Raw genomic sequence first — 21,195 nt, forward strand, 5'->3', positions numbered from 1 at the left:
CAGAACGTCATCCGAACCTGATGTGAGAAACCCGGGTGAACCATCGCAAACATCCCTAATGATCAGGCACGTTGCAACCACCGCTCGAATCCGCCCGTAGCCCACTACGAAGTTCCACTCACATACCGCAGGCTCTACAGTGGCACGTTCGACGTGGTGTTCGGTTCGGACTCGGCAACCCGCACCGATTGCCGCGCTGCCGGGGTGCTTCTGATGGCCAGGGCTGCCGCAGCGACGACGGCGCAGGCCACGGCACCGGCGACGAAGGCTGCGGTGTACGCGCTCTCGCGGGCCACGTTTGTGCCGTCGATGGTGAACATCGCCAGCACGGTGGACAGCGACGCACTCGCGATCGACGTGCCGACGGTGCGCACGATCGAGTTGACGCTGTTGGCCACGCCGGTGTCCGCTGCGCTGACCTCGGCCATGAGCAGGTTGGGCAGGGCCGCGAACGCGAGGCTGACGAACGTGTTGATGACGATGCCCGCGGTGATGAGCTGCCAGGTGTGATCGTGGGCCACCGCGACGAACGCAAATCCGAGAACGCCGATCACCGCGCCGCCGACGAGAACTCGGCGCGGCCCGAACGATCCGATGAGGCGACCGCTGATCACCGCGGCCACCACTCCTACCGCTGCACCGGGTAGCAGGTACACGACACTCGCTTCCAGAACGTTGGCCGTGAATCCGTAGCCGGCGACGGCACGTGGGGTCTGCACGAAGTAGGAGCAGGCCAGGAAGTTGGCGAACATTCCGACGCCGACGAACAGGGTGGCGACGTTGGTGGCCAGCAGTGGCCCGTGAGTGAGCATGCGGGGTGCGACGAGTGGGGCATCGATGCGCTTCTCGAAGATCCACCAGATCGTTCCCAGCAGCACGCCCGCGACAGCGCATCCGATGGTGGCAACCGAACCCCAGCCCCACGTGCGGCCCTGGGTGAGGGCCAGGAACAGCAGCAGGAGTGTGCCCGCCAGCAGCACGGCACCCCACCAGTCGACCGACCCGCTGCCGCTACGCGGTCGGGCCGGGACACCGAACCACGCGATGCCGAGTGCAACCACGACGATGGCGACGGTGAGCCAGAAGACGCGGTGGTAGTCGGCGCCGTTGGCCGTGAGCAGCCCCGTCAGCACCAATCCGAATCCCCCGCCCACGCCGAGAGTGCCGGACAGGATCGACATCGAGCCGACGAGTGCGCGCGGTGGCATCTCGTCGCGCAACACCGCCAGGGCGATGGGGAACAGGGCGTACGAGACGCCCTGCAGAATGCGGCCGACCAGCAGCCAGGTCAGTGAATCGGTCAACGCTGCCAGCAGCGACCCGGCCAGCACGACGGTCAGGACGCCGATGAGCACGGGGCGTTTGCCGTGCAGGTCGGCGAGTCGGCCGATGACGGGGGTGGCGATGACCGCGGCCAACAAGTTCGCCGTCAGCACCCACCCGGCAGCGGTGGTGCTGACGCCCAGTTGGGTGCCGATGGTGCCCACGATGGGAACGACCATCGTCTGCAAAACGGCGAGGGTCATGACGATGAAACAGAGTCCTGGCAGCAGTGTGCGGCGGGTGGACATGGAAGAGCTACCTCGTTACCTATGACAACCGAAAATACGAACCGATCTAACTAAAATGTTGAACGCATCTAATTAATTATCGGGTACCGGTTTCCCCGGTGTGAGCCGAGGTGCCTCGGACGAGCTACTGCGCCCGGTTGGGCTTCCCCAGGGCCTTCTGCCGGAGTTCACTGACGATCTCGTCGTTCCAGACGTGCTCGCGCACCAACCGATAGCGCTCACGGCTCATCCACAGATAGGCCTCGGCATCGGTGCGGTCCTCGAGAATCTCGGCCGCCCGGACCATGCGGACCACCGGCAGGTACTCCTCACCGAACCAGCGTCGTGCGACCGTTCCGCGGTCGACGAACTCCCCGAGTTCCTGCATCAGCCGAAATCCCCAGGCCTCCACCGACTCGCTCAGTTGCGCGTAATCGAACGGGTCGGTGACCTGTACCGCCTCGCGTGCGCGTCCCACCAGGGGCACCCGACTCAGGAAGATGCGGCGATGATCCTTGATCAACAGATCGCCGCGCCGGGTGATGCCCTCGGGGGAGATACGCGTGATGATCTCGGTGACGACGGCGTCGATCGTCGTGCGATGCATCGCGAACGCAATCGACACCCGGTGATGCCCGTCGACGACGAAGTGCATGCCGCCGATGCGATACACCTGGATCGGCGGCATCGCTTCACCGCGGCGCTGCGCCGCCGCCAACCGCTGCCAGCGTTCCCTGATCCGCGCCGAGGTCGGCCTGAAGAACCTGTCGAAGTCGCGGGTGCGGTCGACACTTCCGACGATGGTCTCGACGCGAATGACCTGCAGACCCAGGTGCCGTTCACCGACCTTGCCGAGGGCAGCAACCACTTCGTCGAACGGCAGGATGGTGTTGACGTCGTCGGGTTGACGCCGCAGCCACCCGACGAGTCTCGCCACGTCGGCGCGTCGACGCTGGCGGGTGAAGTCGTTCTCCGCGTCGGCGGCCGGAAATCCGGTGTCACGTGCCATGTCTGCGCCTCACGATCCTCGGTGCTTCGACGTGCTGTCGCTGCCCACCCGGTTCGACGTCGAGCAGGGTGTATCCGACGGTGTTGATCACCGTCGCCCCGTGCAGGGTCAGATCGTCCGGGGTGTGGCCGTGTGGATGAATGTGGCCGTGCAACAACAACTGTGGGGAGAGCCGACGCGTCACCTCGTCCAGGCAGTCGAAGCCGACGTGTGCCGGGTCGGTGTCGTCGCCGACTCCGAGGGGTGGGCTGTGAGTGAGCAGAATGTCCACCGGCCGTACGTCCTTGCGGACGTTGCGATTCCACGCGAATGTTCGAGTGAGGGTGCGTGAGCGTCTGCGCTGCTGACGTTGCGTCCATTGATTGGGGCCGCCGTTGTAGCGGATCGACCCGCCGAGACCGGCGATACGCAGACCGGCAGCGGACACGATCCGCCGGTCGACGTTGATCGCACCCACCGGCCCCGGCCAGGTGGCAGGCAGCCCGGCGCGCATCCAGCCGGCCTTCCCGGCCGAATAACCCGTCAGGTCCGCGTCGTGATTGCCGGGCACGAACACGCACGGAGCGTTCAACGCGTCGGTCAGATACTCGAGGTAATCGAACGGAAGGTCACCCGCGCCGAGAATCAGATCGACGCCGAGCGACTTCACCTGCGGACTCCACAGAGATTCGATCGTTTCGTCGGACACAGCGAGAACGGATACCACGGGTACGACGGTACCCACCTCGTCCGCGGTGGCACCTCCGAACGGACTTCTCGGGCACCGGTGGTGTTGGATGGGTCTCGTGAGCGAGAGTGTCATTACCGCGGTACGCGCACACCTGGTGACCGAGATCGGCGACGACAACCCGTCGTCCGCGTCCGTGACGTTCCTCGGCCTGGAGTCACTGGACGTGCTGCGATTCGGAGCGGACTCCGAGGTGGTGCGGTACGTCAGCCTCGGCTGCTCGCGTCATCCCATGGCAGACCCGAACGACATGGTCGCCGATCCGTCCCGTGGCCCTCGCGCCGAACTGGTACTGACCCTTCGCGGTGGCGCAGGCGTGGCGTCGGGCGTCCACAAGAGCTTGGCCGTGCTCGCGGCCTCGCCTGCGGTGGAGGGCGTCGTGCTGGTGGAGGACGCCCTGCTCGATCTCGGTGAGCCGCTGTGGACCAACGCGCCGTTCACGGCCGTGCTGCTCGGGCCGAGCGACATCGCGGACCTGCCGCTGCCGGAGCCTTTCGATCCGGTTCATTTCTTCGCCGCGGTGCCGTTGACCGGAACCGAGGCCGCCTGGGTGCGGTTGCGCGGGGCGGACGCGTTGCGCGAGGCCTGGAAGGAAGCGGGGATCGACGTTCGAGACCCCAACCGGTCCGCAGCCAGCCTCTGATCGGGCTCCTGCGCACAGGGTGTCGATTTCCGGTGGCTACCCGCTTCTGTCGGAGGTCGTCCCTGGTTGTAGATCTCAGGCGCAGGATCTACAGCCAGTTGTTCTTGTGGAACGTGCGCCACAGACCGACGCACACGCAGGCGACGATCGCGACGATCGTGTGGTAACCGTAGGTCCAGTGCAGCTCGGGCATGTTGTCGAAGTTCATGCCGTAGATGCCGGCCACCATGGTCGGCACCGCCGCGATCGCCACCCAGGACGAGATCTTGCGCATGTCGAGGTTCTGCTGCATCGTCACCCGAGCCAGGGCGGCGTCGACGAGCGAGCTGAGTACCTCGTCGTATTCGGAGATACGTTCGGCGACGGTGGTGTGATGGTCCTGCACGTCGCGCAGGTACCGCCGGACGGACTTCGGAACACTGGGCTCCTGGACCAGTCGTGCGAGCGGCGTCGACAGCGGAGTCACCGACCGGCGTAGTTCCACGACCTCTCGCTTGAGCAGATAGATGTTCTCGATCGGCACGTGGTGATGCGGAGAGAACACCTCCTCCTCCATGCCGTCGACGTCCCTCTCGATCGAGTCGGTGACGGCGAGGTACTCGTCGACGACGTGGTCGGCCACCGCGTGCAGCACCGCCGACGGGCCGAGCGCGAGCTGCTCCGGATTGTCCTCGAGGCGCTGGCGCACGCCGGCCAATCCGGAGTGTTCGCCGTGTCGGACGGTGATGACGAAATCTCGACCGACCATCACCATGATCTCGCCGCTCTCGACGATCTCGTTCGCCGTCGTCACCGATTCGTGTTCGACGTACTTGACCGTGCGCAGGACGAGGAATGCGACGTCGTCGTATCGCTCGAGCTTGGGCCGCTGATGCGCGTGCACGGTGTCTTCGACCATCAACTCGTGCAGGTCGTAACACTGAGCGATCGCGTTCATCTGACGGTCGTCCGGCGCATGCAGGCCCACCCAGACGAACCCCTCGCCGCGGGCTCGTACTTCGGCGATCGCCGACGTGTGAGTGAACCGGCCGGGTAGTCGGGAGCCGTCGACGTAGACAGCGCAGTCGACGATGGCGCGCGCCGTCGGCACCGGTATTCGTGGACTCGAATCGGGAACGGCCTTGTTTCCTCGTCGGTGCAGCGAGGGCAGTGAGGGACGCGGTGGAAGGGACGGCATGGCGGGCAATCGTACGCCAGGAAAACGACAGAACAGTGGGCCCGGAACATCACGGCGGTACGCCTGGGACACTGTTCTGGTGCTCATCGATCTCCACACCCACTCGACAGCGTCCGACGGTACCGACAGCCCGGCCGAGCTGGTTCGCGCTGCGTCGGCAGCGGGCCTGTCGGTGGTGGCGCTCACCGATCACGACACCACGGCGGGATGGGACGAGGCCGCTGCCGCATCGCCCGCCGGCCTGACGCTCGTGCGCGGCATGGAACTGTCGTGCACCGGTCGTGGGGAGGACGGCACGCCCGTCCCGGTGCACCTGCTGGCGTACCTGTTCGACCCCGAGAACGAGGCATTCGCCGCCGAGCGTGCACGACTGCGCGGTGAGCGGGTGACCCGGCTGCGGGCCATCGCCGAGAACATGGCCGCGGACGGCCTACCCATCGATCCCGACGCGGTTCTCGCCTCGGCCGGGGAGGCCGCCGGTCGTCCCCATTTGGGCCAGGCTCTGATCGAGGCCGGCTACGTCTCGGACATGGACGCGGCGTTCGCCGGTCCGCTGGCAACGGGTGGCAAGTATTACGTGGGCAAGGTCGACACTCCACTCGACGTCGCCGTCGAGATGATCGCCGCCGCAGGCGGCGTCAGCGTGCTCGCGCATGCCCGGGCCCGCAAGCGCGGACGCATCCTGGATCTGGACCACATCCGAGAACTCACCCCGCTCGGGCTCGGCGGTGTGGAAGTCCACCACATGGACCACTCGCCGGAGGACACCGTGGTGATGGCCGAGTTGGCCGCGGAGTTGGACCTCATCGTCACCGGGTCCTCGGATTATCACGGCACCAACAAGACCGTGAAGCTGGGCGAGTACACCACCGCCCCGGAGCAGTACGACCGACTGATCGCGGCGGCCCGGTCATGAACTTCGACGTGACGCTGTACCTGACGGTTCTGATCACGCTGTTCGTGATCATGGATCCACCGGGCGCGATTCCGGTGTTCTTGTCCCTGGTGGGACGCAAGAGCAAGGAAGTGCGCAACAAGGCCGCATGGCAGGCACCCGCGGTCTCGCTCACCGTCATCTCGGTTTTCGCGATCGGCGGCCAGGCCATTCTGAGCTACCTGCACATCGGCATTCCGGCACTGCAGGGCGCGGGTGGACTTCTGCTCCTGCTCATCGCGCTGTCGTTGCTCACCGGTAAGGGCGCGGGCGGCGACGCGGCGGCCGAGGACGTCAACGTCGCACTCGTGCCGCTGGGAACGCCGTTGATGGCGGGCCCCGGAGCCATCGCCGCGGTGATCGTCTACGTCAGTCAGGCCGACGGCAACGCGAGCTCGTTGCTCGCAATTGCCTTGGGCATCATCACGATTCACGTCCTGTTCTTCGTGATTCTGCGCTTCTCCACCGTCCTCATCCGGCTGCTCGGCGAGGGCGGCATCTCGCTGCTGGCACGCATCGCAGGCCTGTTGCTCGCCGCCATCGCGGTGCAGTTGATCGCGGACTCCGTCCGCGGATTCGTGGCCGGAGCATGAGCGGGGCCGGAGCGGGCGCCGGGCTGCGCTTCCTACGCGGGCTCAGCGGCATCGTCACCGCCGGACTGGTGGTGCTGGCGATCGGCGTCGGCGTCACCCAATATCTCGGTCAGTCCCGCGGCTACCCGGGACCGGGCGCGCTGTCGGTCACCGTGCACATCGTTGCCGCTGTCGTCGCCATCGCAGCGCAGCGCATCGCCGATCACCGACGCGGATTCACCGCCTTCCTCGGAGCGATCGTGGTCTTCGTGGTCACCGGTCTCGTCCTGTGGACCCAGTGGTGGCAGTAGCGCAGTGGTGGCAGTAGTTCACGCTGGTTTCTGACTCTGTGGTCAGTTCGGTGGGCGGTATGGCACACTTGGGCCGTTGCAGCGATGCGGCTACAGCCCATCGTTGACTGTGCAGGCACACCCGCCGCACGTGCGAGACACGCTTTTCGGCAGTCGGCAGCCAGTACTGGCGCCCTCCGGTAGTCCGCGACCCTTTCGAGCATCAATCACTTCGTAGACACGTGTTGCCTCGTCGAGGCCGACAGTGCGAGGAGCTTTCACCGTGACGGCAGTCGAAGACACCACAGGAACACCATCGGCAGTTGCGGCCGCGATCACCGACGACGAGATCTTCGCCGGGCATCTCGGCGGCAAGCTTTCGGTCCAGTTGGCCGCGCCGCTCGAGACCCAGCGCGATCTCTCGATCGCCTACACCCCGGGAGTGGCCCAGGTCAGCCGTGCCATCGCCGCCGACCCGGCACTGGCCAAGCGCTACACCTGGACCGACCGGCTGGTCGCCGTCATCTCCGACGGTTCCGCGGTGCTCGGCCTGGGCGATATCGGTCCGCGCGCGTCGTTGCCGGTGATGGAGGGCAAGGCGGCGCTGTTCAAGAAGTTCGCCGGCCTCGATTCCATCCCGATCGTGCTCGATACCCACGATGTCGACGAGATCGTCGAGACGATCGTGCGGATGCGACACAGTTTCGGAGCCGTCAACCTCGAAGACATCTCCGCCCCGCGGTGTTTCGAGGTGGAACGACGCGTCGTCGAGGCACTGGACTGCCCCGTGATGCACGACGACCAACACGGCACCGCCATCGTCGTCCTCGCGGCGCTGACGGGTGCTGCACGGGTACAGGGCCGGGAACTGGCCGGGCTTCGAGTGGTCGTCTCGGGTGCAGGCGCTGCAGGCGTTGCGTGCGCGAATATGTTGCTCGCCGCCGGCATCTCCGACGTCGTGGTCCTCGACTCCAAAGGCGTCGTCTCGGCCGACCGCGGTGACCTCGCCGGCGTCAAGGCCGACCTCGCCGCACGGACCAACCCTCGTGGACTGAGCGGGGGACCGGGCGATGCGCTGGCCGGAGCCGACGTGTTCCTCGGACTGTCCGCAGGCAAGGTGGACGAGAACGTCATCGCCTCGATGGCCCCCGAGTCCATCGTGTTCGCGCTCTCGAACCCGGATCCGGAGATCCACCCCGAGGTGGCCAGGAAGTACGCGGCCATCGTCGCGACCGGACGCAGCGATTTCCCCAATCAGATCAACAACGTTCTGGCCTTCCCCGGTGTGTTCAAGGGCGCGCTCGACGCCGGCGCACGCCGCATCACCGAAGGCATGAAGCTCGCCGCTGCCGAGGCAATCCTCTCGGTTCTCGGCGACGAGTTGGCCGCGGACAGAATCGTCCCGAGCCCGCTCGATCCTCGCGTCGCCCCGGCCGTTGCGGACGCAGTTGCGGCAGCAGCGCGAGCCGAGGGCGTCGCGTAGGAAAACAGAAAAAGCACCCCGAACCCCGCCCTATCCGGGCCGGTGGTTCGGGGTGCTTTTAGTTTGCGTGAGTCGTCGTCAGATTTTTGCCAGTCCGGTCGGCATGCGCCGGAGGCGACCGGTTCCCGGCACCGACGTCCACACCGCTAGGGCGAGAAGGCCGTCGACGACGAGTGTGAGCAGCGCGACGAGGATCGCCCCGACCAGAACCCGGCCGTAGTCGTAGAGCGCGAGACCGTCGAAGATGTAGCGACCCAGCCCGCCCAGGTTGACGTACGCCGCAACGGTCGCGGTCGCGATGATCTGCAGGGTGGTGTTCCGTAGTCCGCCGAGGATCAGTGGCAGTGCATTGGGGATCTCTACCCGCAGCAGCACCTGTGATTCGGTCATCCCCATTGCACGGGCGGCGTCGACCACGTGGGCGTCGACGTTGGCTATTCCCGAGTAGGTGCCCGCCAGCAGCGGCGGTATCCCGAGCAGAACCAGCGCGATGATCGGCGGGATCAGACCCAATCCGATCACCAGGACCAGGAACACCAACACACCCAGAGTCGGCAGTGAGCGCAGAGCGTTGACCAGTCCCACGACCACTGCTTCGCCGCGGCGCAGGTGACCGATGATCAGTCCGATGGGAATCGCGACAGCGGCCGAAAGCACAACGGCCAACAGCGAATACCACATGTGCTCGAGCAGTCGAGCACCGATTCCCGTCGGCCCGGCCCAGTTGGCGCCGTCGAGGATGTACGAGAACGCTTCGGAGAACAGATTCATGCGCGCGCCTTCCTCGTCGACGAGCTCGTGCCCTGCCGGGTCCACGGCGTGAGTCGACGGCCCACCAGGTACAGGGCGGCGTCGAAGATCAACGCCAAGAACACGATCGAGATGATGCCGGCGAAGATCTGATCGGGATAGTCACGTTGGTAGCCCTGGGTGAACAGCTGGCCGAGCCCACCGATACCGATCACCGAACCCACCGAGACCAACGAGATGTTGGTGACCGTGACAACTCGAATATTGGCGATGAGCACCGGCAAGGACAGCGGTAGCTCGACGGTCACCGCCCGTCGTAACGACGAAAAGCCCATGGCCTGAGCCGAATCGACGACGGCGAACGGAACCGAATCGAGTGCCTCCGGAACCGCGCGAACGAGCAGAGCCGTGGAGTACACCGTCAGTGCGATCACCACGTTCAGCGGATCGAGCACAGGCAGTCCCACGACCGCAGGAATGGTGACGAACAGTGCCAGTGACGGCAACGTGAACGCAATGCTGGCCACCGTCAACGTGATTCGGCGGACCCACCGCGTGTTGCGAATCAGAGTGCCGACCGGAACCGCGATGAGCAGTCCGATGAGCAGGGGCACGAGCGAAAGATACAGATGTGTCTTCGTGTACCCGAGTACGACGCCGAAGTTGTCGAACAGCCAGGTCACTGTGCGTCGTTCCCGGCCGCGCCGAAGTGGTGGCGATTGCGCTCCTCGTCCTCCGACTTGCGCTGTACGGCCAGGTTTTCGAGAATCTCCGCACCGTCGACGCTACCCACGGCGGCACCGGTCGAATCGACGGCGACGCCGATTCCCGACGGAGACGAGATCGCCGAGTCGAGCGCCTGCCGTAGATCCCCGCCCTCGAGGAACAGCGACCCACCGGCCGCGGTGCTCTCGTCCAGGCTGCCGCCGCCGCGTACCTTCTCGACGCCGGTGGCGTCGATCCAGCCGAGGGGACGACGCTGGGAGTCCACGACCAGAACCCACTGCCCTTGGTCGAGTCGCAGGGTGCTCATCTCGTCCTCGGTCGCGGTATGGATCGGATGCATCGTCACCGACTGCGCGGAGCGGAAAGACAGGCCTCGGTAGCCGCGGTCGCGGCCGACGAACGACGCCACGAACGACGTCGCCGGTGCCGCGAGCACGGTCTCGGGCTTGTCGTATTGCTGCAGACGACCCTGCGGTCCGAAGACTGCGATGTGGTCGCCCAGCCGCACGGCCTCGTCGATGTCGTGCGTGACGAACACGATCGTCTTCTTCAGATCGGCCTGCAGCCTGAGCATCTCGGTCTGCAGATCCTCACGCACCACCGGATCGACGGCGCTGAAGGGTTCGTCCATCAACAGAATCGGTGGGTCCGCGGCGAGCGCGCGGGCCACCCCGACGCGCTGTTGCTGCCCGCCGGACAGCTGTGCCGGGTAGCGGGACGCGAGAGCCGGATCCAGGCCCACTCGTTCCAGTACCTCGAGCGCCGCCTTGCGGGCCGCGCGCCGGGACTGACCGTTCAACACCGGAACCGTCGCAACATTGTCGACGACGGAACGGTGGGGCAGCAGCCCGGCACTCTGGATGACGTAGCCGATTCCCCTGCGCAGCTTCACCGCGTCGGTGTCGGCGATGTTGCGGCCGTCGACCGTGATGACACCCGAGGTGGGCGCGATCATCCGGTTGATCATCCGCATCGACGTCGTCTTGCCGCAGCCGGACGGCCCCACGAACACGGTGAACGAGTGTGGCTGGATCACCAGGTCCAACGAGTCGACTGCCGTGGTGCCGTCCGGGTACGTCTTGGTGATGTTCTCGAAGGTGATCATCAGCTGACCGGCTGGTCCAGACCCTTGTCCTTGACCCACGCCGTTGCCGCCGCAGCCGGTTCGACCTTCTGGTCGCCGGACACCGAGGTGTTCAGTGCGATGAGCTCTTCGGTGGTGATCTGCGCCGAGACGGCGTCGAGAACCTGAGTGAGCTTGTCGGACTGCTTGGACGTCCGCAGCACCGGGATGACGTTCTGAGCGGCGAAATTGTTCTCCGGGTCTTCGAGAACCACGAGATCGTTCTGCGCGATGGCAGGCGAGGTGGTGAAGATGTCCGCCGCGACGACCTGGCCCGACACGAGTGCCTCGACCGTGGCCGGTCCGCCGCCGTCGGAGATGGGCACGTAGTTACCGGGGGAGATGTCCAGGCCGTACTTCGCTTTCAGGCCCGGCAGTCCGCCGACGCGCTCCTGGAATTCCGGCGTGCCCGCGAACGTCACCTCCGAGGAGAACGGTGCGAGATCCCCGACGGTCTTCAGATTGCGCTCGGTTGCGGTCGCGCGGGTGACGACGACGGCATCCTTGTCCTCGCCGGGTGCCTGGGCCGTCACCGAGAGGTCGTCGCCGAGTGCAGCGGGCAGTGCCGCCAGCACGTCCTCGGACGAGGTGGCCGTGGCAGATTCGTCCAAGTACTGGAGCAGGTTGCCCGTGTAATCGGGAATCAGGTCGATCGAGCCGTCGCGGACGGCGGGAATGTACGCCTCGCGGCTACCGATGTTCAGCTTGGTGCTCACCTCGAAACCGTTGGCGCGCAATGCTTCTGCGTAGATATTCGCGACGGTCTCGGACTCCGGGAAGTTGGCCGAGCCGACGATGATCGAGTTCGTATCGTCGTTGCTCTCGCCGCCTCCGCTCGAGAGCGGATCCGAATTTCCGCCGCAGGCGGTCAGTGCGGTGACCGACAGGGCGAGCGCGGCAACGGCCGCCACTGCCTTCGGGGCGGAGAACGCGCGCGTGATTCGGGAGGTGGTCATGGTGTCCTTCCATCGGTTCGGGCACAGACGAAGCCCCAACTCCGACGGGTGCCGCCCGATCACCGGGGACACCGCCGAACCAGGACTCGGGCTGCTCGGGATGGTAGTCGACGTCGCCGTGCCCATAAGGTTGGTTCGACTACCCTCTCGTTCGCATCTGTGCCCCGCGGTCGGGATCGGTAAACCCCACGGGCAGTGAACAGGAGAAAATGAGAGTGCGTTCGTCGATTCTGGCAGCGGCCCTCGCGGTCACTATTGCAGGTTCCGTCGGTGGGTGCAGTGCGGCCGACCGGGCCGAACCCGGGCACATGCCCGTCGTCGTCGGAGCAGGGAATTCGGACCTCTCCCGGTTGCTCGCACAGATCTACGCAGGAGGACTCCGGTCGACGGGAGCCGAGGTCTCCGTCGCCGAGAACCTGGGGGATCGGACGGCGTACCTCGCGGCGCTGGACCGCGGCGAGGTATCGATGATCCCTGACCTGACCGGGGACCTGTTGCGAACCTTCGACACCCTGGCCGGGGCAACCGAAGCAGAGGACGTGTTCACCGAACTGAACCGATCGCTGCCCGCCGGACTGTCGGTGGGAGACTACGCAACCGCCGAGGATCGATTGGCCCTCGCGGTCGCGTCGAGCAATGCAGTGGACGACGACGCGACGGTGACCGAATTTCTTCGTCGGGACGACGTGACAGTCGGCACGGTCGATGGCCAAGTCGACCCGATGAACGTCATGAATGCGCCGCGGACGGCTCCGGCCTTCACCGGGGCAAGTGCCACAGATTTCATGGTCTACCCGGATGCGCAGTTCGCCGTCGACGACCTGAATTCCGGTGCGGTGGATGCTCTCGCGATTCGGACTGCGTCGTTCGGTCCGCTGGCCAAGGATCTGACGACTCTGCCCGACGACGATCATGTGTATCCGGCGCAGAACGTCGTTCCGCTGTACCGCACCGGTGTGCTGGACGAGAGTGCGGTGAAGTCGTTCTCGGTGGTGGCGGGGGAGCTGACGACAGCGGACCTCGCCGACATGATCGGCGAGGTCCGCGGGGGTGCTGCGTCAGGCGATGTCGCCGGCCGCTGGCTCGGCGAGCACAGCCTCTGACACGTCGGACTTCTGCTTTGCTCTGAGCTTGCGGCCCAGATAGGAACCCATGTGCTGGACGGCTTCGGCTGCTTCCCGCAGGATCGACGCCTGCAGATGCGCCACGTGCCAGAGCCTCTTGTACTCGATGTACTCGAGTTCGACGCCGGACAGGCGCAGCTTGTCCGCGAACGCGGTGATCTGCGGATAGAGCACCTCGTCCGTCCCGACGTGCATGACGACCGGAGGCAGCTCATCGAGGTTGCCCTGGAGCGGCGCGAAGCCTTGATCCAGCGGGTCGCCCGCCCCGAGATACGCGTCGGCCGAGGAGTTCGACCACCCGGTGTTGACCACCAGGTCGCGCGGCTTGACCGCGTCGCGTGCGCCCGGATCGACCCACGGTGAGATCAGTCCGAGTGCTGCCGGCCTCGCGCCGTCGTCCACCAGCCGCCTCGCCGTCGCGACGGTCAACCCGCCGCCGGCCGAATCACCGGCGATGGCGATGCGATCCGGGGTGAAGCCGTGCGAACGCACGAGTTCTCGGAACGCCGCCACGGCGTCGTCGAGCGCGGCCGGGTACGGGTTCTCCGGGGCGAGGCGGTAGTCGAGCACGTACACGGCGCTGGCCGACTCTCGGGCCAGATGGGCGGCGAGCGATCTGTGGGTGTTGATCGAGCCGATCGTGAACGCGCCCCCGTGGAGGTACAGGATCGCGGTGTCGCGTTCGGTGGCTCCGACGGTGATGCGCTCGGCTCGCCTGCCCGCAAGCGTCAGTTTCTGCGCGACGGTCCCGTGTGGGAGCGTCTGCACGGGAGCCGCGGCCTCGAGGACCGCCCGCTGCGCCCGGAAGGACAGACGCGGATTCAGCGCGAGGCGATAGAAGGGCTTGAGCGTCGCCGCAACGATCGGCAGTGGAACGTAGAAGGCTTTCACGACGCGGCCCGCCTACTTCTTCGACCGTGGCATGGCCCGATTGGACACCGCAGCGATCAGGCCCTGGTACCGCGAGCCGGTGATGCGTTGCAGCAGATCGAGCGCGATGGCGTCGGAACCGATGAGCACGCGACCCCGGCCCTTCTCGACGCCCTTGAGAATGGTCTTGGCCGCGTCGATCGGGGTGGTCTTCGCCAACTTGCTGTCGAAGAACTTCGCCACGTCGGCCTGGTCGAAATTCTCGGCGACGGTGGCGTTGCGGGCGATGGCAGTCTTGATGCCGCCGGGGTGCACCACGGTCACCTTCACCGGAGCCTTCGCGATCAACATCTCCATGCGCAGCGACTCGCTGAATCCGCGGACGGCGAACTTCGCAGCGTTGTACGCGGACTGGGACGGCATCGCCAACAGGCCGAACAGGCTGGAGATGTTGACGATGTGGCCGTCGCCGGAGGCCTTGATGTGCGGCAGAAATGCCTTGGTGCCGTTGACGACGCCCCAGAAATCGACGTCGACGATGCGCTCGATGTCCTTGAACGAGGACTTCTCCACGTCACCGTGGTAGGCGATGCCCGCGTTGTTGTAGATCTGGTTGACCTTGCCGAAATGCGCGACGACGGCCTCGGCGTAGTCCAGCACGGTCTCGCGCTGCGAGACGTCGAGGAAATCGGACTTCACCTCGGCTCCGAGTGCCTCGACGCGGCGCACCGTCTCGTCGAGTCCGGCGGTGTCGACGTCGGACAGTGCGAGCTTGGCTCCGCGTCCGGCCAGCTCGAGGGCCAGGGCCCGGCCGATTCCCGAACCCGCGCCGGTGACGACGGCCACCTTGCCTGTGAATGTGCTCATCGTGCGGACACCTTGTCTGTGTTGTTGCCGGCGGCCGTGCTCGCCGACGCGGAGGTCAGATCTGCGGTTGCGACGCTACGGTACGCATCGAGATCGAAATGCTTGGTCTGACGACGGAACTCGAACGTGAACCCGGGCCACAGGGTGGTGTTGTTTCCGTGCTTGTCCAGATACCAGCTGGCGCAGCCACCGTTCATCCAGACGCTCTTGGCGAGCTGGTCCTGCAGAGTCACGTTGTACTCGTCCTGCACGTCCTTGCGCACTTCGATGGTCCCGATGTCGTGCTTGTCGATGGTGTTCAAGGCGTCGACCAGGTAGTTGATCTGCGACTCGATCATGAAGACCATCGAGGTGTGCCCGAGGCCGGTGTTGGGGCCGACGAGGAAGAACATGTTCGGGAAGTTCGCCACCGCGGCGCCCTTGTAGCCCTGCTGTCCGCCGTCGTCGAACGTCTGCGCCAGCGTCCGGCCGTCCTTGCCGACGATGGCTTGGTATGCAGGCGAATCGGTGACGTGGAAGCCGGTGGCGACGACGAGTGCGTCGATCGGGCGCTCGGTGCCGTCCTTGGTGACGATCGATCCCTTCCGGATCTCGGCGATGCCGTCGGTCACGAGGTCGACGTTGCTCTGCGCGAGAGCGGGGTAGTACGCGTTGGAGATCAACATGCGCTTGCAGCCGATGCGGAAGTTCGGAGTCACCTTCGCGCGCAGCGCCTTGTCCTTGATCTGCGTGCGCAGATGATTCTCCGACGCCCACTGCAGCGGCTTCATGAACGCGGGGTTCTTCGCCAGCCCGACGACCTGGGTCTCACGCATCGCGTAGATGCCGGCGCGGGCGAGGCGCTGGAAGCCGGGCACATGCTTGAAGGCGAAGCGCTCGAGCTTGGTGTACGGGCGATCGGCGCGAGGGAGGATCCACGGCGCGGTGCGCTGGTAGACGTCGAGGTGCTCGACCTGGCCTGCAATGGCGGGAACGATCTGGATCGCCGACGCGCCGGTCCCGATGACGGCGACGCGCTTACCGGCGAGCGAGACGTCGTGGTTCCACTGAGCGGAGTGGAAGACGTCGCCCTCGAAATCGTGAATTCCCTTGATATCGGGCAGGTTCGGCTCACACAGTGCGCCGACGGCCGAGACGACGATCTTGGCGGTGTAGTTGCCGGTGGTCGTCTCGACGTCCCAGCGGCTGGTGGAGGCGTTCCATCGCGCCGACGTCACGTCCGTGCCGAAGACGTGCTTGTCCATGACGCCGTACTTGCGCGCAACTCCGGCGATGTACTTCTGGATCTCGGGCTGGGTGGAGAACGAACGAGTCCACTCCGGGTTCAGCGCGAACGAGTACGAGTACAGATGCGAGGGCACGTCGCAGGCTGCACCGGGGTAGGTGTTGTCGCGCCAGGTACCGCCCACATCGTGGCCGCGTTCGACGACGACGAAATTCTTCTTGCCTGCCTTGGTCAGCTTGATCGCTGCTCCGAGCCCGGCGAAACCACTGCCGATGATCAGCGTATCGACGTGACGCGGCGACGTTGCGCGGTCCGAAGTATCTGTTACGGGAAGACTCATGTAGAGCAGACTAGAAGCTTACTGAGTGTGAGTCAATAGTTATTGACTACTATTCAATAGGATGATTGCATGGCGGATGTGAACCGCGCTGGAGTATCGACGACGAAAAGGACCAGACTCAGTCCGCAGCAACGACGAGCGCAGCTGATCGAGCTCGGCACCGAGATGCTCGCCGATCGGCCACTCGAACAGATCTCCGTCGAGGACATCGCCGATCAGGCCGGAGTCTCCCGAGGTCTACTGTTCCACTACTTCGCGTCCAAGCAGGACTTTCACCTCGAAATAGTCCGCGAGGCGTCGCGGTCGATGATCGAACGGACCGCACCCGACCCCGACCTCGAACCCTTCGAGATTCTGCGCGACTCCATCGCCAACTACGTCGACTACGTCAGCGAGAAACGCGACACCTTCATCTCCCTGCTCCGCGGCACGGCAAGCGGAGACCCCCAGATGCGCGAGGTGTTCGAGCAGACCCGCACCACCATGGCCGATCGCACTCTCGTCCAACTCGCTCAACTCGACGTCGATGTCACCCCCACCATCGACGTCGCCGTCCGCGGATGGATCGCCTTCGTCGAAGAAGCCACCATCACCTGGCTCAGAAATCCACAGATCACCCGCGACGAGTTGATCGACCTGAACGTCAACGCCCTACCTGCTGTCGCCCTGGCTCCTGGCATGATCTCCGCACTCCTGGGAGCCGACGCCGACGCCTGAGCCCCGCCCTAGTGTGCGTCCCCCCGGTTCGACGTCCTCCCCGGTTGCAGGTCCTCCCCGGTTGGGATCAATGTCCCTTTGTTGCAGTCTGACCGACTGAATCCCGCATTCATCCGAAGTGCGGCCGAGGCCACAGCCGAATGAATGCGGCTCTGTTGCAGTCTGACCGACTGAATCCCACATTGATCCCAACCCGGGTGCGCACAGAAACGACGAAAGCGGCCCACTCCCGAAGGAGTGGGCCGCTTGTCGCTGTCGCAGATCTAGTCTTCGCCGACCTTGTTGAAGGCCTCGTCGATGATTTCGAGTTGCTCGACGGCGTGCACCTTGCTCGATCCCGAGGACGGTGCGGACATGGCGCGACGGGAGATGCGCTTGATGCCGACCAGCTTTTCGGGCATGAGTTCGGGCAGTGCGAGACCGAAGAACGGCCAGGCACCCTGGTTCGCAGGCTCTTCCTGAACCCAGCGGAATTCCGTTGCGTTCGGGTAGCTCTCGAGTGCTTCCCGGATTCGACGCGTCGGCACGGGGTAGAGCTGCTCGATTCGGACGATGGCGACGTCGTCGCGGTTGTCCTTCTGCTTGCGAGCGAGGAGCTCGTAGTAGAGCTTGCCGCTGACCATCAGCACGCGCTTGACCTTGCTGCGGTCGCCGGTGCCGGTGTCGTAGGTGGGCTCGTCGAACACCGAGTGGAACTTGCCGTCGGTGAAGTCCTCGATGTTGCTCACTGCTGCCTTGTTGCGCAGCATCGACTTCGGGGTGAAGACGATCAGCGGGCGACGGATTCCGTCACGCGCATGCCTACGCAGCAGGTGGAAGTAGTTCGCGGGGGTCGAGGGGAGTGCGACGGTCATCGATCCTTCGGCGCACAGCGTCAGGAAGCGTTCGATGCGTCCGGACGTGTGGTCCGGGCCCTGACCCTCGTGGCCGTGCGGGAGCAGCAGCACGACGTCGGAGAGCTGTCCCCACTTGGCTTCACCGGACGAGATGAACTCGTCGATGATGGACTGGGCACCGTTGACGAAGTCGCCGAACTGCGCTTCCCACATCACCAGTGCGTCCGGGTTGCCCACGGAGTAGCCGTACTCGAAGCCGACGGCAGCGAACTCGCTCAGTGCGGAGTCGTAGACCATGAACTTGCCGGGGTTGTCGCTGCCGATGTTCTGCAGCGGCGTGTACTCGGAACCGGTCTTGCGGTCGATGATCACCGAGTGCCGCTGCGTGAACGTGCCGCGGCGAGTGTCCTGGCCCGAGAAACGAATGTTGCGTCCCTCGTCCACGAGCGAGCCGAGTGCGAGCAGTTCGCCGAAGGCCCAGTCGACCTTGCCCTCGTACGCCATTTCCCGACGCTTCTCGAGCACCGGCTTGACGCGGGGGTGCACGTTGAATCCCTCGGGAATGTCGAGGTGCGCATCACCGATGCGGTGCAGGACGGCCTTGTCGACGGCGGTGGTGAGCTTGGTCGGCAACTGCTGGTCGAGTTCGACCGATTCGCTGGGCTCCGGGGTGTACTTCTCGAGTTCGCGTACCTCGTTGAAGACGCGTTCGAGCTGACCCTGGTAGTCGCGGAGCGCGTCCTCGGCTTCCTTGAGCGAGATGTCGCCACGGCCGATGAGCGATTCGGTGTAGCTCTTGCGGACGCTGCGCTTGGTGTCGATCACGTCGTACATCGCCGGCTGGGTCATCGAGGGGTCGTCGCCCTCGTTGTGTCCGCGACGGCGGTAGCAGATCATGTCGATGACGACGTCCTTGTGGAACTTCTGACGGAAGTCCACTGCCAGCTGAGCCACCCAGGCACATGCCTCGGGGTCGTCGCCGTTGACGTGGAAGATCGGCGCGGCGATCATCTTGGCCACGTCGGTGCAGTACTCGGACGAGCGCGAGAACTCCGGCGAGGTGGTGAAGCCGACCTGGTTGTTGACGACGATGTGCACGGTTCCGCCGGTGCGGTAGCCACGCAGATCGGACAGGTTCAGCGTTTCCGCGACGACGCCCTGGCCGGCGAAGGCCGCGTCGCCGTGCAGCATCAGCGGCAGCACGGAGTAACCGCCCTGGCCGGTGCCCTTGTCCAGGAGGTCCTGCTTGGCCCGGACGAGGCCTTCGAGGACGGGGTCGACGGCTTCGAGGTGCGACGGGTTCGCCGTGAGCGAGACCTTGATGTCGTTGTCGCCGAACATCTGGATGTACGTGCCCTCGGCACCGAGGTGGTACTTCACGTCGCCGGAGCCGTGTGCGGCAGCCGGGTTCATGTTGCCCTCGAACTCGGTGAAGATCTTCGAGTACGGCTTGCCGACGATGTTGGCCAACACGTTCAGGCGACCGCGGTGCGGCATGCCGATGACGACCTCGTCGAGGGCGTACTCGGCGCTCTGGTCGATGACCGAGTCCATCATCGGGATGACCGACTCGGCACCTTCGAGCGAGAAGCGCTTCTGTCCGACGTACTTGGTCTGCAGGAACGTCTCGAAGGCCTCGGCTGCGTTGAGCTTGCTGAGGATGTACTTCTGTTGCGCCACAGTCGGTTTGACGTGCTTGGCTTCGACGCGTTCCTGCAGCCACGAGACCTGCTCGGTCTCGAGGATGTGGGTGTACTCGACGCCGACGTGGCGGCAGTACGAGTCGCGCAGGACGCTGAGCACGTCGCGCAGCTTCATCTTGTCCTTGCCGTGGAATCCGCCGACCTTGAACTCGCGGTCGAGATCCCACAGCGTCAGGTCGTGGCTGATCACGTCGAGGTCCGGATGCATCCGGAACTTGTCCTTGGTGAACTGCAACGGGTCGGTGTCGGCCATCAGGTGACCGCGGTTGCGGTACGCCGCGATGAGCTCGAGCACGCGGGTGTTCTTGTCGACGGTGCCCTCGGGCAGATCCTTGCGCCAGCGGATCGGCTCGTACGGGATCTTGAGCGAATGGAACAGCTCGTCGTAGAACTCGTCGCTGATCAGCAGATTGTGGATCGTCTTGAGGAAGTCGCCCGACTCCGCACCCTGAATGATGCGGTGGTCGTACGTCGAGGTCAGCGTCATGAGCTTGCCGACGCCGAACTCGGCGAGACGCTCATCGCTGGCACCCTGGAACTCCGCCGGGTACTCCATGGCACCGGCACCGATGATGGCACCCTGGCCGTTCATCAGGCGCGGGACGGAGTGGACGGTGCCGATTCCGCCGGGGTTGGTCAGCGAGATCGTGACGCCCTGGAAGTCCTCGCCGGTGAGCTTGCCGTCGCGGGCACGCCGGACGATGTCCTCGTACGCGTTGTAGAACTGCGTGAACGTGAAGTCCTGCGTGTTCTTGATGGCCGCGACGACGAGGGAACGGTTGCCGTCCTTGCCGGGAAGGTCGATCGCCAGACCGAGGTTGATCGACGCCGGAGTGACGGCGTTGGGCTTGCCGTCGACCTCTGCGAAGTGGCGGTTCATGTTCGGGAACGCCTTGACGGCCTGCACGATGGCGTAGCCGAGCAGGTGCGTGAACGAGATCTTGCCGCCGCGGGTACGCGCGAGGTGGTTGTTGATGACGAGGCGATTGTCGACCATGAGCTTGGCCGGGATGGCTCGCACGCTGGTAGCTGTCGGAATCTGCAGCGAAGCGGACATGTTCTTGGCAACCGCTGCAGCTGCGCCGCGCAGAATCTTGCTCGACTCTTCACCGAATTCGGCAGCGGCGGGCTTGGCCGGGGCTGCCTTCTTCTCGGCCGGCTTGGCCGGGGCCGACTTCGCCGGAGCAGGCTTGGATTCAGCAGCCTTGGGAGCTGCGGCCTTCGCGGGGGCTTCGGTCTTCTTGGGAGCTTCGGTCTTCGCGGCCGAGGCGGCGGGCTTCGCAGGAGGCGCGGGTGCTGCGGGAGGAGCGGACTTGGCCGAGCTGCCGTTCGAGGCCGAGCCGTTGGAACCGGACTTACCGTTGGAGATGGGGTTCTCGTCGATCACGGCTTCGGGGTCGTAATCGGTGAGGAACTCGTGCCAGCTCGCGTCGACGGAGGACGGGTCCTGCTTGAACCGCTGGTACATCTCGTCGACCAGCCATTGATTTTGTCCGAATTGGGTAGTAGAGCTGCTGCTCACGGCAGTAGTTCGCCTCGTTTCTGTCTTCGTTCCCGATCAGCGCGCGTACGA

At 65.2% G+C, this 21,195-nt stretch carries 19 protein-coding genes; 7 read left to right on the forward strand and 12 right to left on the reverse strand.

What is annotated here, in order from left to right; translation table 11 throughout:
* Nucleotides 1-134 precede the first annotated feature (134 nt).
* The 3 genes from J2X62_RS23345 to J2X62_RS23355 form a co-directional block, all read right to left on the reverse strand.
* Nucleotides 135-1,571, reverse strand: coding sequence for an MFS transporter (locus J2X62_RS23345; RefSeq protein WP_310183735.1), 1,437 nt, complete (start codon nt 1,569-1,571; stop codon nt 135-137).
* 124 nt (nt 1,572-1,695) lie between these two features.
* Nucleotides 1,696-2,559, reverse strand: a complete 864-nt coding sequence (locus J2X62_RS23350; RefSeq protein ID WP_032371672.1) for a hypothetical protein — start codon at nt 2,557-2,559, stop codon at nt 1,696-1,698.
* On the reverse strand, nt 2,549-3,265 hold the full coding sequence (locus tag J2X62_RS23355) for a metallophosphoesterase (RefSeq protein WP_310183736.1): 717 nt from the start codon (nt 3,263-3,265) through the stop codon (nt 2,549-2,551). Before J2X62_RS23355 ends, J2X62_RS23350 begins: the two co-directional genes overlap by 11 nt.
* Before the next feature lie 70 nt (nt 3,266-3,335).
* On the opposite strand from J2X62_RS23355, the gene J2X62_RS23360 reads away from it, so the two are divergent.
* On the forward strand, nt 3,336-3,929 hold the full coding sequence (locus tag J2X62_RS23360; protein WP_174557311.1) for a suppressor of fused domain protein: 594 nt from the start codon (nt 3,336-3,338) through the stop codon (nt 3,927-3,929).
* 88 nt (nt 3,930-4,017) lie between these two features.
* Here J2X62_RS23360 and J2X62_RS23365 read toward each other — a convergent pair whose 3' ends face one another.
* Nucleotides 4,018-5,106, reverse strand: a complete 1,089-nt coding sequence (locus J2X62_RS23365; RefSeq protein WP_027498032.1) for a magnesium and cobalt transport protein CorA — start codon at nt 5,104-5,106, stop codon at nt 4,018-4,020.
* Nucleotides 5,107-5,185: 79 nt separating this feature from the next.
* Here J2X62_RS23365 and J2X62_RS23370 point away from each other — a divergent pair, with 79 nt between their 5' ends.
* The 4 genes from J2X62_RS23370 (at nt 5,186) to J2X62_RS23385 (ending at nt 8,385) form a co-directional block, all read left to right on the forward strand.
* The gene (locus J2X62_RS23370; RefSeq protein WP_094621242.1) at nt 5,186-6,022 is read left to right on the forward strand and encodes a PHP domain-containing protein; all 837 of its coding nucleotides are present in this window, start codon (nt 5,186-5,188) and stop codon (nt 6,020-6,022) included.
* Nucleotides 6,019-6,633, forward strand: a complete 615-nt coding sequence (locus J2X62_RS23375; RefSeq protein ID WP_027498030.1) for a MarC family protein — start codon at nt 6,019-6,021, stop codon at nt 6,631-6,633. Before J2X62_RS23370 ends, J2X62_RS23375 begins: the two co-directional genes overlap by 4 nt.
* On the forward strand, nt 6,630-6,923 hold the full coding sequence (locus J2X62_RS23380) for a hypothetical protein (protein WP_051365246.1): 294 nt from the start codon (nt 6,630-6,632) through the stop codon (nt 6,921-6,923). The genes J2X62_RS23375 and J2X62_RS23380 overlap by 4 nt, the downstream gene beginning before the upstream one ends.
* Nucleotides 6,924-7,185: 262 nt before the next feature.
* Nucleotides 7,186-8,385, forward strand: coding sequence for an NADP-dependent malic enzyme (locus J2X62_RS23385; protein ID WP_310183739.1), 1,200 nt, complete (start codon nt 7,186-7,188; stop codon nt 8,383-8,385).
* 78 nt (nt 8,386-8,463) lie between these two features.
* Here J2X62_RS23385 and J2X62_RS23390 read toward each other — a convergent pair whose 3' ends face one another.
* The 4 genes from J2X62_RS23390 to J2X62_RS23405 are packed head-to-tail and all read right to left on the reverse strand — an operon-like array spanning nt 8,464 to nt 11,940.
* On the reverse strand, nt 8,464-9,156 hold the full coding sequence (locus tag J2X62_RS23390) for an ABC transporter permease (RefSeq protein WP_032382479.1): 693 nt from the start codon (nt 9,154-9,156) through the stop codon (nt 8,464-8,466).
* Nucleotides 9,153-9,818, reverse strand: coding sequence for an ABC transporter permease (locus J2X62_RS23395; RefSeq protein WP_032390316.1), 666 nt, complete (start codon nt 9,816-9,818; stop codon nt 9,153-9,155). The genes J2X62_RS23390 and J2X62_RS23395 overlap by 4 nt, the downstream gene beginning before the upstream one ends.
* Nucleotides 9,815-10,966: an ABC transporter ATP-binding protein gene (locus J2X62_RS23400; RefSeq protein ID WP_032390505.1), complete on the reverse strand. Its 1,152-nt coding sequence runs from the start codon at nt 10,964-10,966 to the stop codon at nt 9,815-9,817. Before J2X62_RS23400 ends, J2X62_RS23395 begins: the two co-directional genes overlap by 4 nt.
* A complete protein-coding gene (locus J2X62_RS23405; protein WP_032365502.1) occupies nt 10,966-11,940 on the reverse strand; it encodes an ABC transporter substrate-binding protein in 975 nt (324 codons plus the stop codon). The genes J2X62_RS23400 and J2X62_RS23405 overlap by 1 nt, the downstream gene beginning before the upstream one ends.
* Nucleotides 11,941-12,149: 209 nt before the next feature.
* Here J2X62_RS23405 and J2X62_RS23410 point away from each other — a divergent pair, with 209 nt between their 5' ends.
* Nucleotides 12,150-13,043 (forward strand): glycine betaine ABC transporter substrate-binding protein, encoded by an 894-nt coding sequence (locus J2X62_RS23410; RefSeq protein WP_310183743.1) that lies wholly within the window; start codon nt 12,150-12,152, stop codon nt 13,041-13,043.
* Here the strand turns inward: J2X62_RS23410 and J2X62_RS23415 are convergent.
* Genes J2X62_RS23415 through J2X62_RS23425 form a run of 3 tightly spaced genes read right to left on the reverse strand, consistent with a single transcriptional unit; the run spans nt 12,999 to nt 16,366 of the window.
* Nucleotides 12,999-13,955 (reverse strand): alpha/beta hydrolase, encoded by a 957-nt coding sequence (locus J2X62_RS23415; protein WP_310183744.1) that lies wholly within the window; start codon nt 13,953-13,955, stop codon nt 12,999-13,001. The two genes, J2X62_RS23410 and J2X62_RS23415, sit on opposite strands and share 45 nt — an antisense overlap.
* 12 nt (nt 13,956-13,967) lie before the next feature.
* Nucleotides 13,968-14,801, reverse strand: a complete 834-nt coding sequence (locus tag J2X62_RS23420) for an SDR family oxidoreductase (RefSeq protein ID WP_027498021.1) — start codon at nt 14,799-14,801, stop codon at nt 13,968-13,970.
* Nucleotides 14,798-16,366 carry an NAD(P)/FAD-dependent oxidoreductase gene (locus tag J2X62_RS23425; protein ID WP_027498020.1) on the reverse strand — a complete coding sequence of 523 codons (1,569 nt, stop codon included), beginning with the start codon at nt 16,364-16,366 and terminating at the stop codon, nt 14,798-14,800. Before J2X62_RS23425 ends, J2X62_RS23420 begins: the two co-directional genes overlap by 4 nt.
* 69 nt (nt 16,367-16,435) lie before the next feature.
* On the opposite strand from J2X62_RS23425, the gene J2X62_RS23430 reads away from it, so the two are divergent.
* Nucleotides 16,436-17,083, forward strand: a complete 648-nt coding sequence (locus tag J2X62_RS23430; protein WP_310183745.1) for a TetR/AcrR family transcriptional regulator — start codon at nt 16,436-16,438, stop codon at nt 17,081-17,083.
* A 263-nt stretch (nt 17,084-17,346) separates the two neighbouring features.
* Here J2X62_RS23430 and J2X62_RS23435 read toward each other — a convergent pair whose 3' ends face one another.
* Nucleotides 17,347-21,144 carry a multifunctional oxoglutarate decarboxylase/oxoglutarate dehydrogenase thiamine pyrophosphate-binding subunit/dihydrolipoyllysine-residue succinyltransferase subunit gene (locus tag J2X62_RS23435; protein ID WP_222063377.1) on the reverse strand — a complete coding sequence of 1,266 codons (3,798 nt, stop codon included), beginning with the start codon at nt 21,142-21,144 and terminating at the stop codon, nt 17,347-17,349.
* Between the last annotated feature and the right edge of the window lie 51 nt (nt 21,145-21,195).

Source organism: Rhodococcus sp. 3258 (genome assembly GCF_031456475.1).
Lineage (GTDB): Bacteria > Actinomycetota > Actinomycetes > Mycobacteriales > Mycobacteriaceae > Rhodococcoides > Rhodococcoides fascians.

Coding starts and splice junctions, on each gene's coding strand:
- J2X62_RS23345 (WP_310183735.1), bottom strand. CDS start 1,571: ATGTCCACCCGCCGCACACTGCTGCCAGGACTCTGTTTCATCGTCATG.
- J2X62_RS23350 (WP_032371672.1), bottom strand. CDS start 2,559: ATGGCACGTGACACCGGATTTCCGGCCGCCGACGCGGAGAACGACTTC.
- J2X62_RS23360 (WP_174557311.1), top strand. CDS start 3,336: ATGGGTCTCGTGAGCGAGAGTGTCATTACCGCGGTACGCGCACACCTG.
- J2X62_RS23365 (WP_027498032.1), bottom strand. CDS start 5,106: ATGCCGTCCCTTCCACCGCGTCCCTCACTGCCCTCGCTGCACCGACGA.
- J2X62_RS23375 (WP_027498030.1), top strand. CDS start 6,019: ATGAACTTCGACGTGACGCTGTACCTGACGGTTCTGATCACGCTGTTC.
- J2X62_RS23380 (WP_051365246.1), top strand. CDS start 6,630: ATGAGCGGGGCCGGAGCGGGCGCCGGGCTGCGCTTCCTACGCGGGCTC.
- J2X62_RS23390 (WP_032382479.1), bottom strand. CDS start 9,156: ATGAATCTGTTCTCCGAAGCGTTCTCGTACATCCTCGACGGCGCCAAC.
- J2X62_RS23400 (WP_032390505.1), bottom strand. CDS start 10,966: ATGATCACCTTCGAGAACATCACCAAGACGTACCCGGACGGCACCACG.
- J2X62_RS23405 (WP_032365502.1), bottom strand. CDS start 11,940: ATGACCACCTCCCGAATCACGCGCGCGTTCTCCGCCCCGAAGGCAGTG.
- J2X62_RS23410 (WP_310183743.1), top strand. CDS start 12,150: ATGAGAGTGCGTTCGTCGATTCTGGCAGCGGCCCTCGCGGTCACTATT.
- J2X62_RS23420 (WP_027498021.1), bottom strand. CDS start 14,801: ATGAGCACATTCACAGGCAAGGTGGCCGTCGTCACCGGCGCGGGTTCG.
- J2X62_RS23425 (WP_027498020.1), bottom strand. CDS start 16,366: ATGAGTCTTCCCGTAACAGATACTTCGGACCGCGCAACGTCGCCGCGT.
- J2X62_RS23430 (WP_310183745.1), top strand. CDS start 16,436: ATGGCGGATGTGAACCGCGCTGGAGTATCGACGACGAAAAGGACCAGA.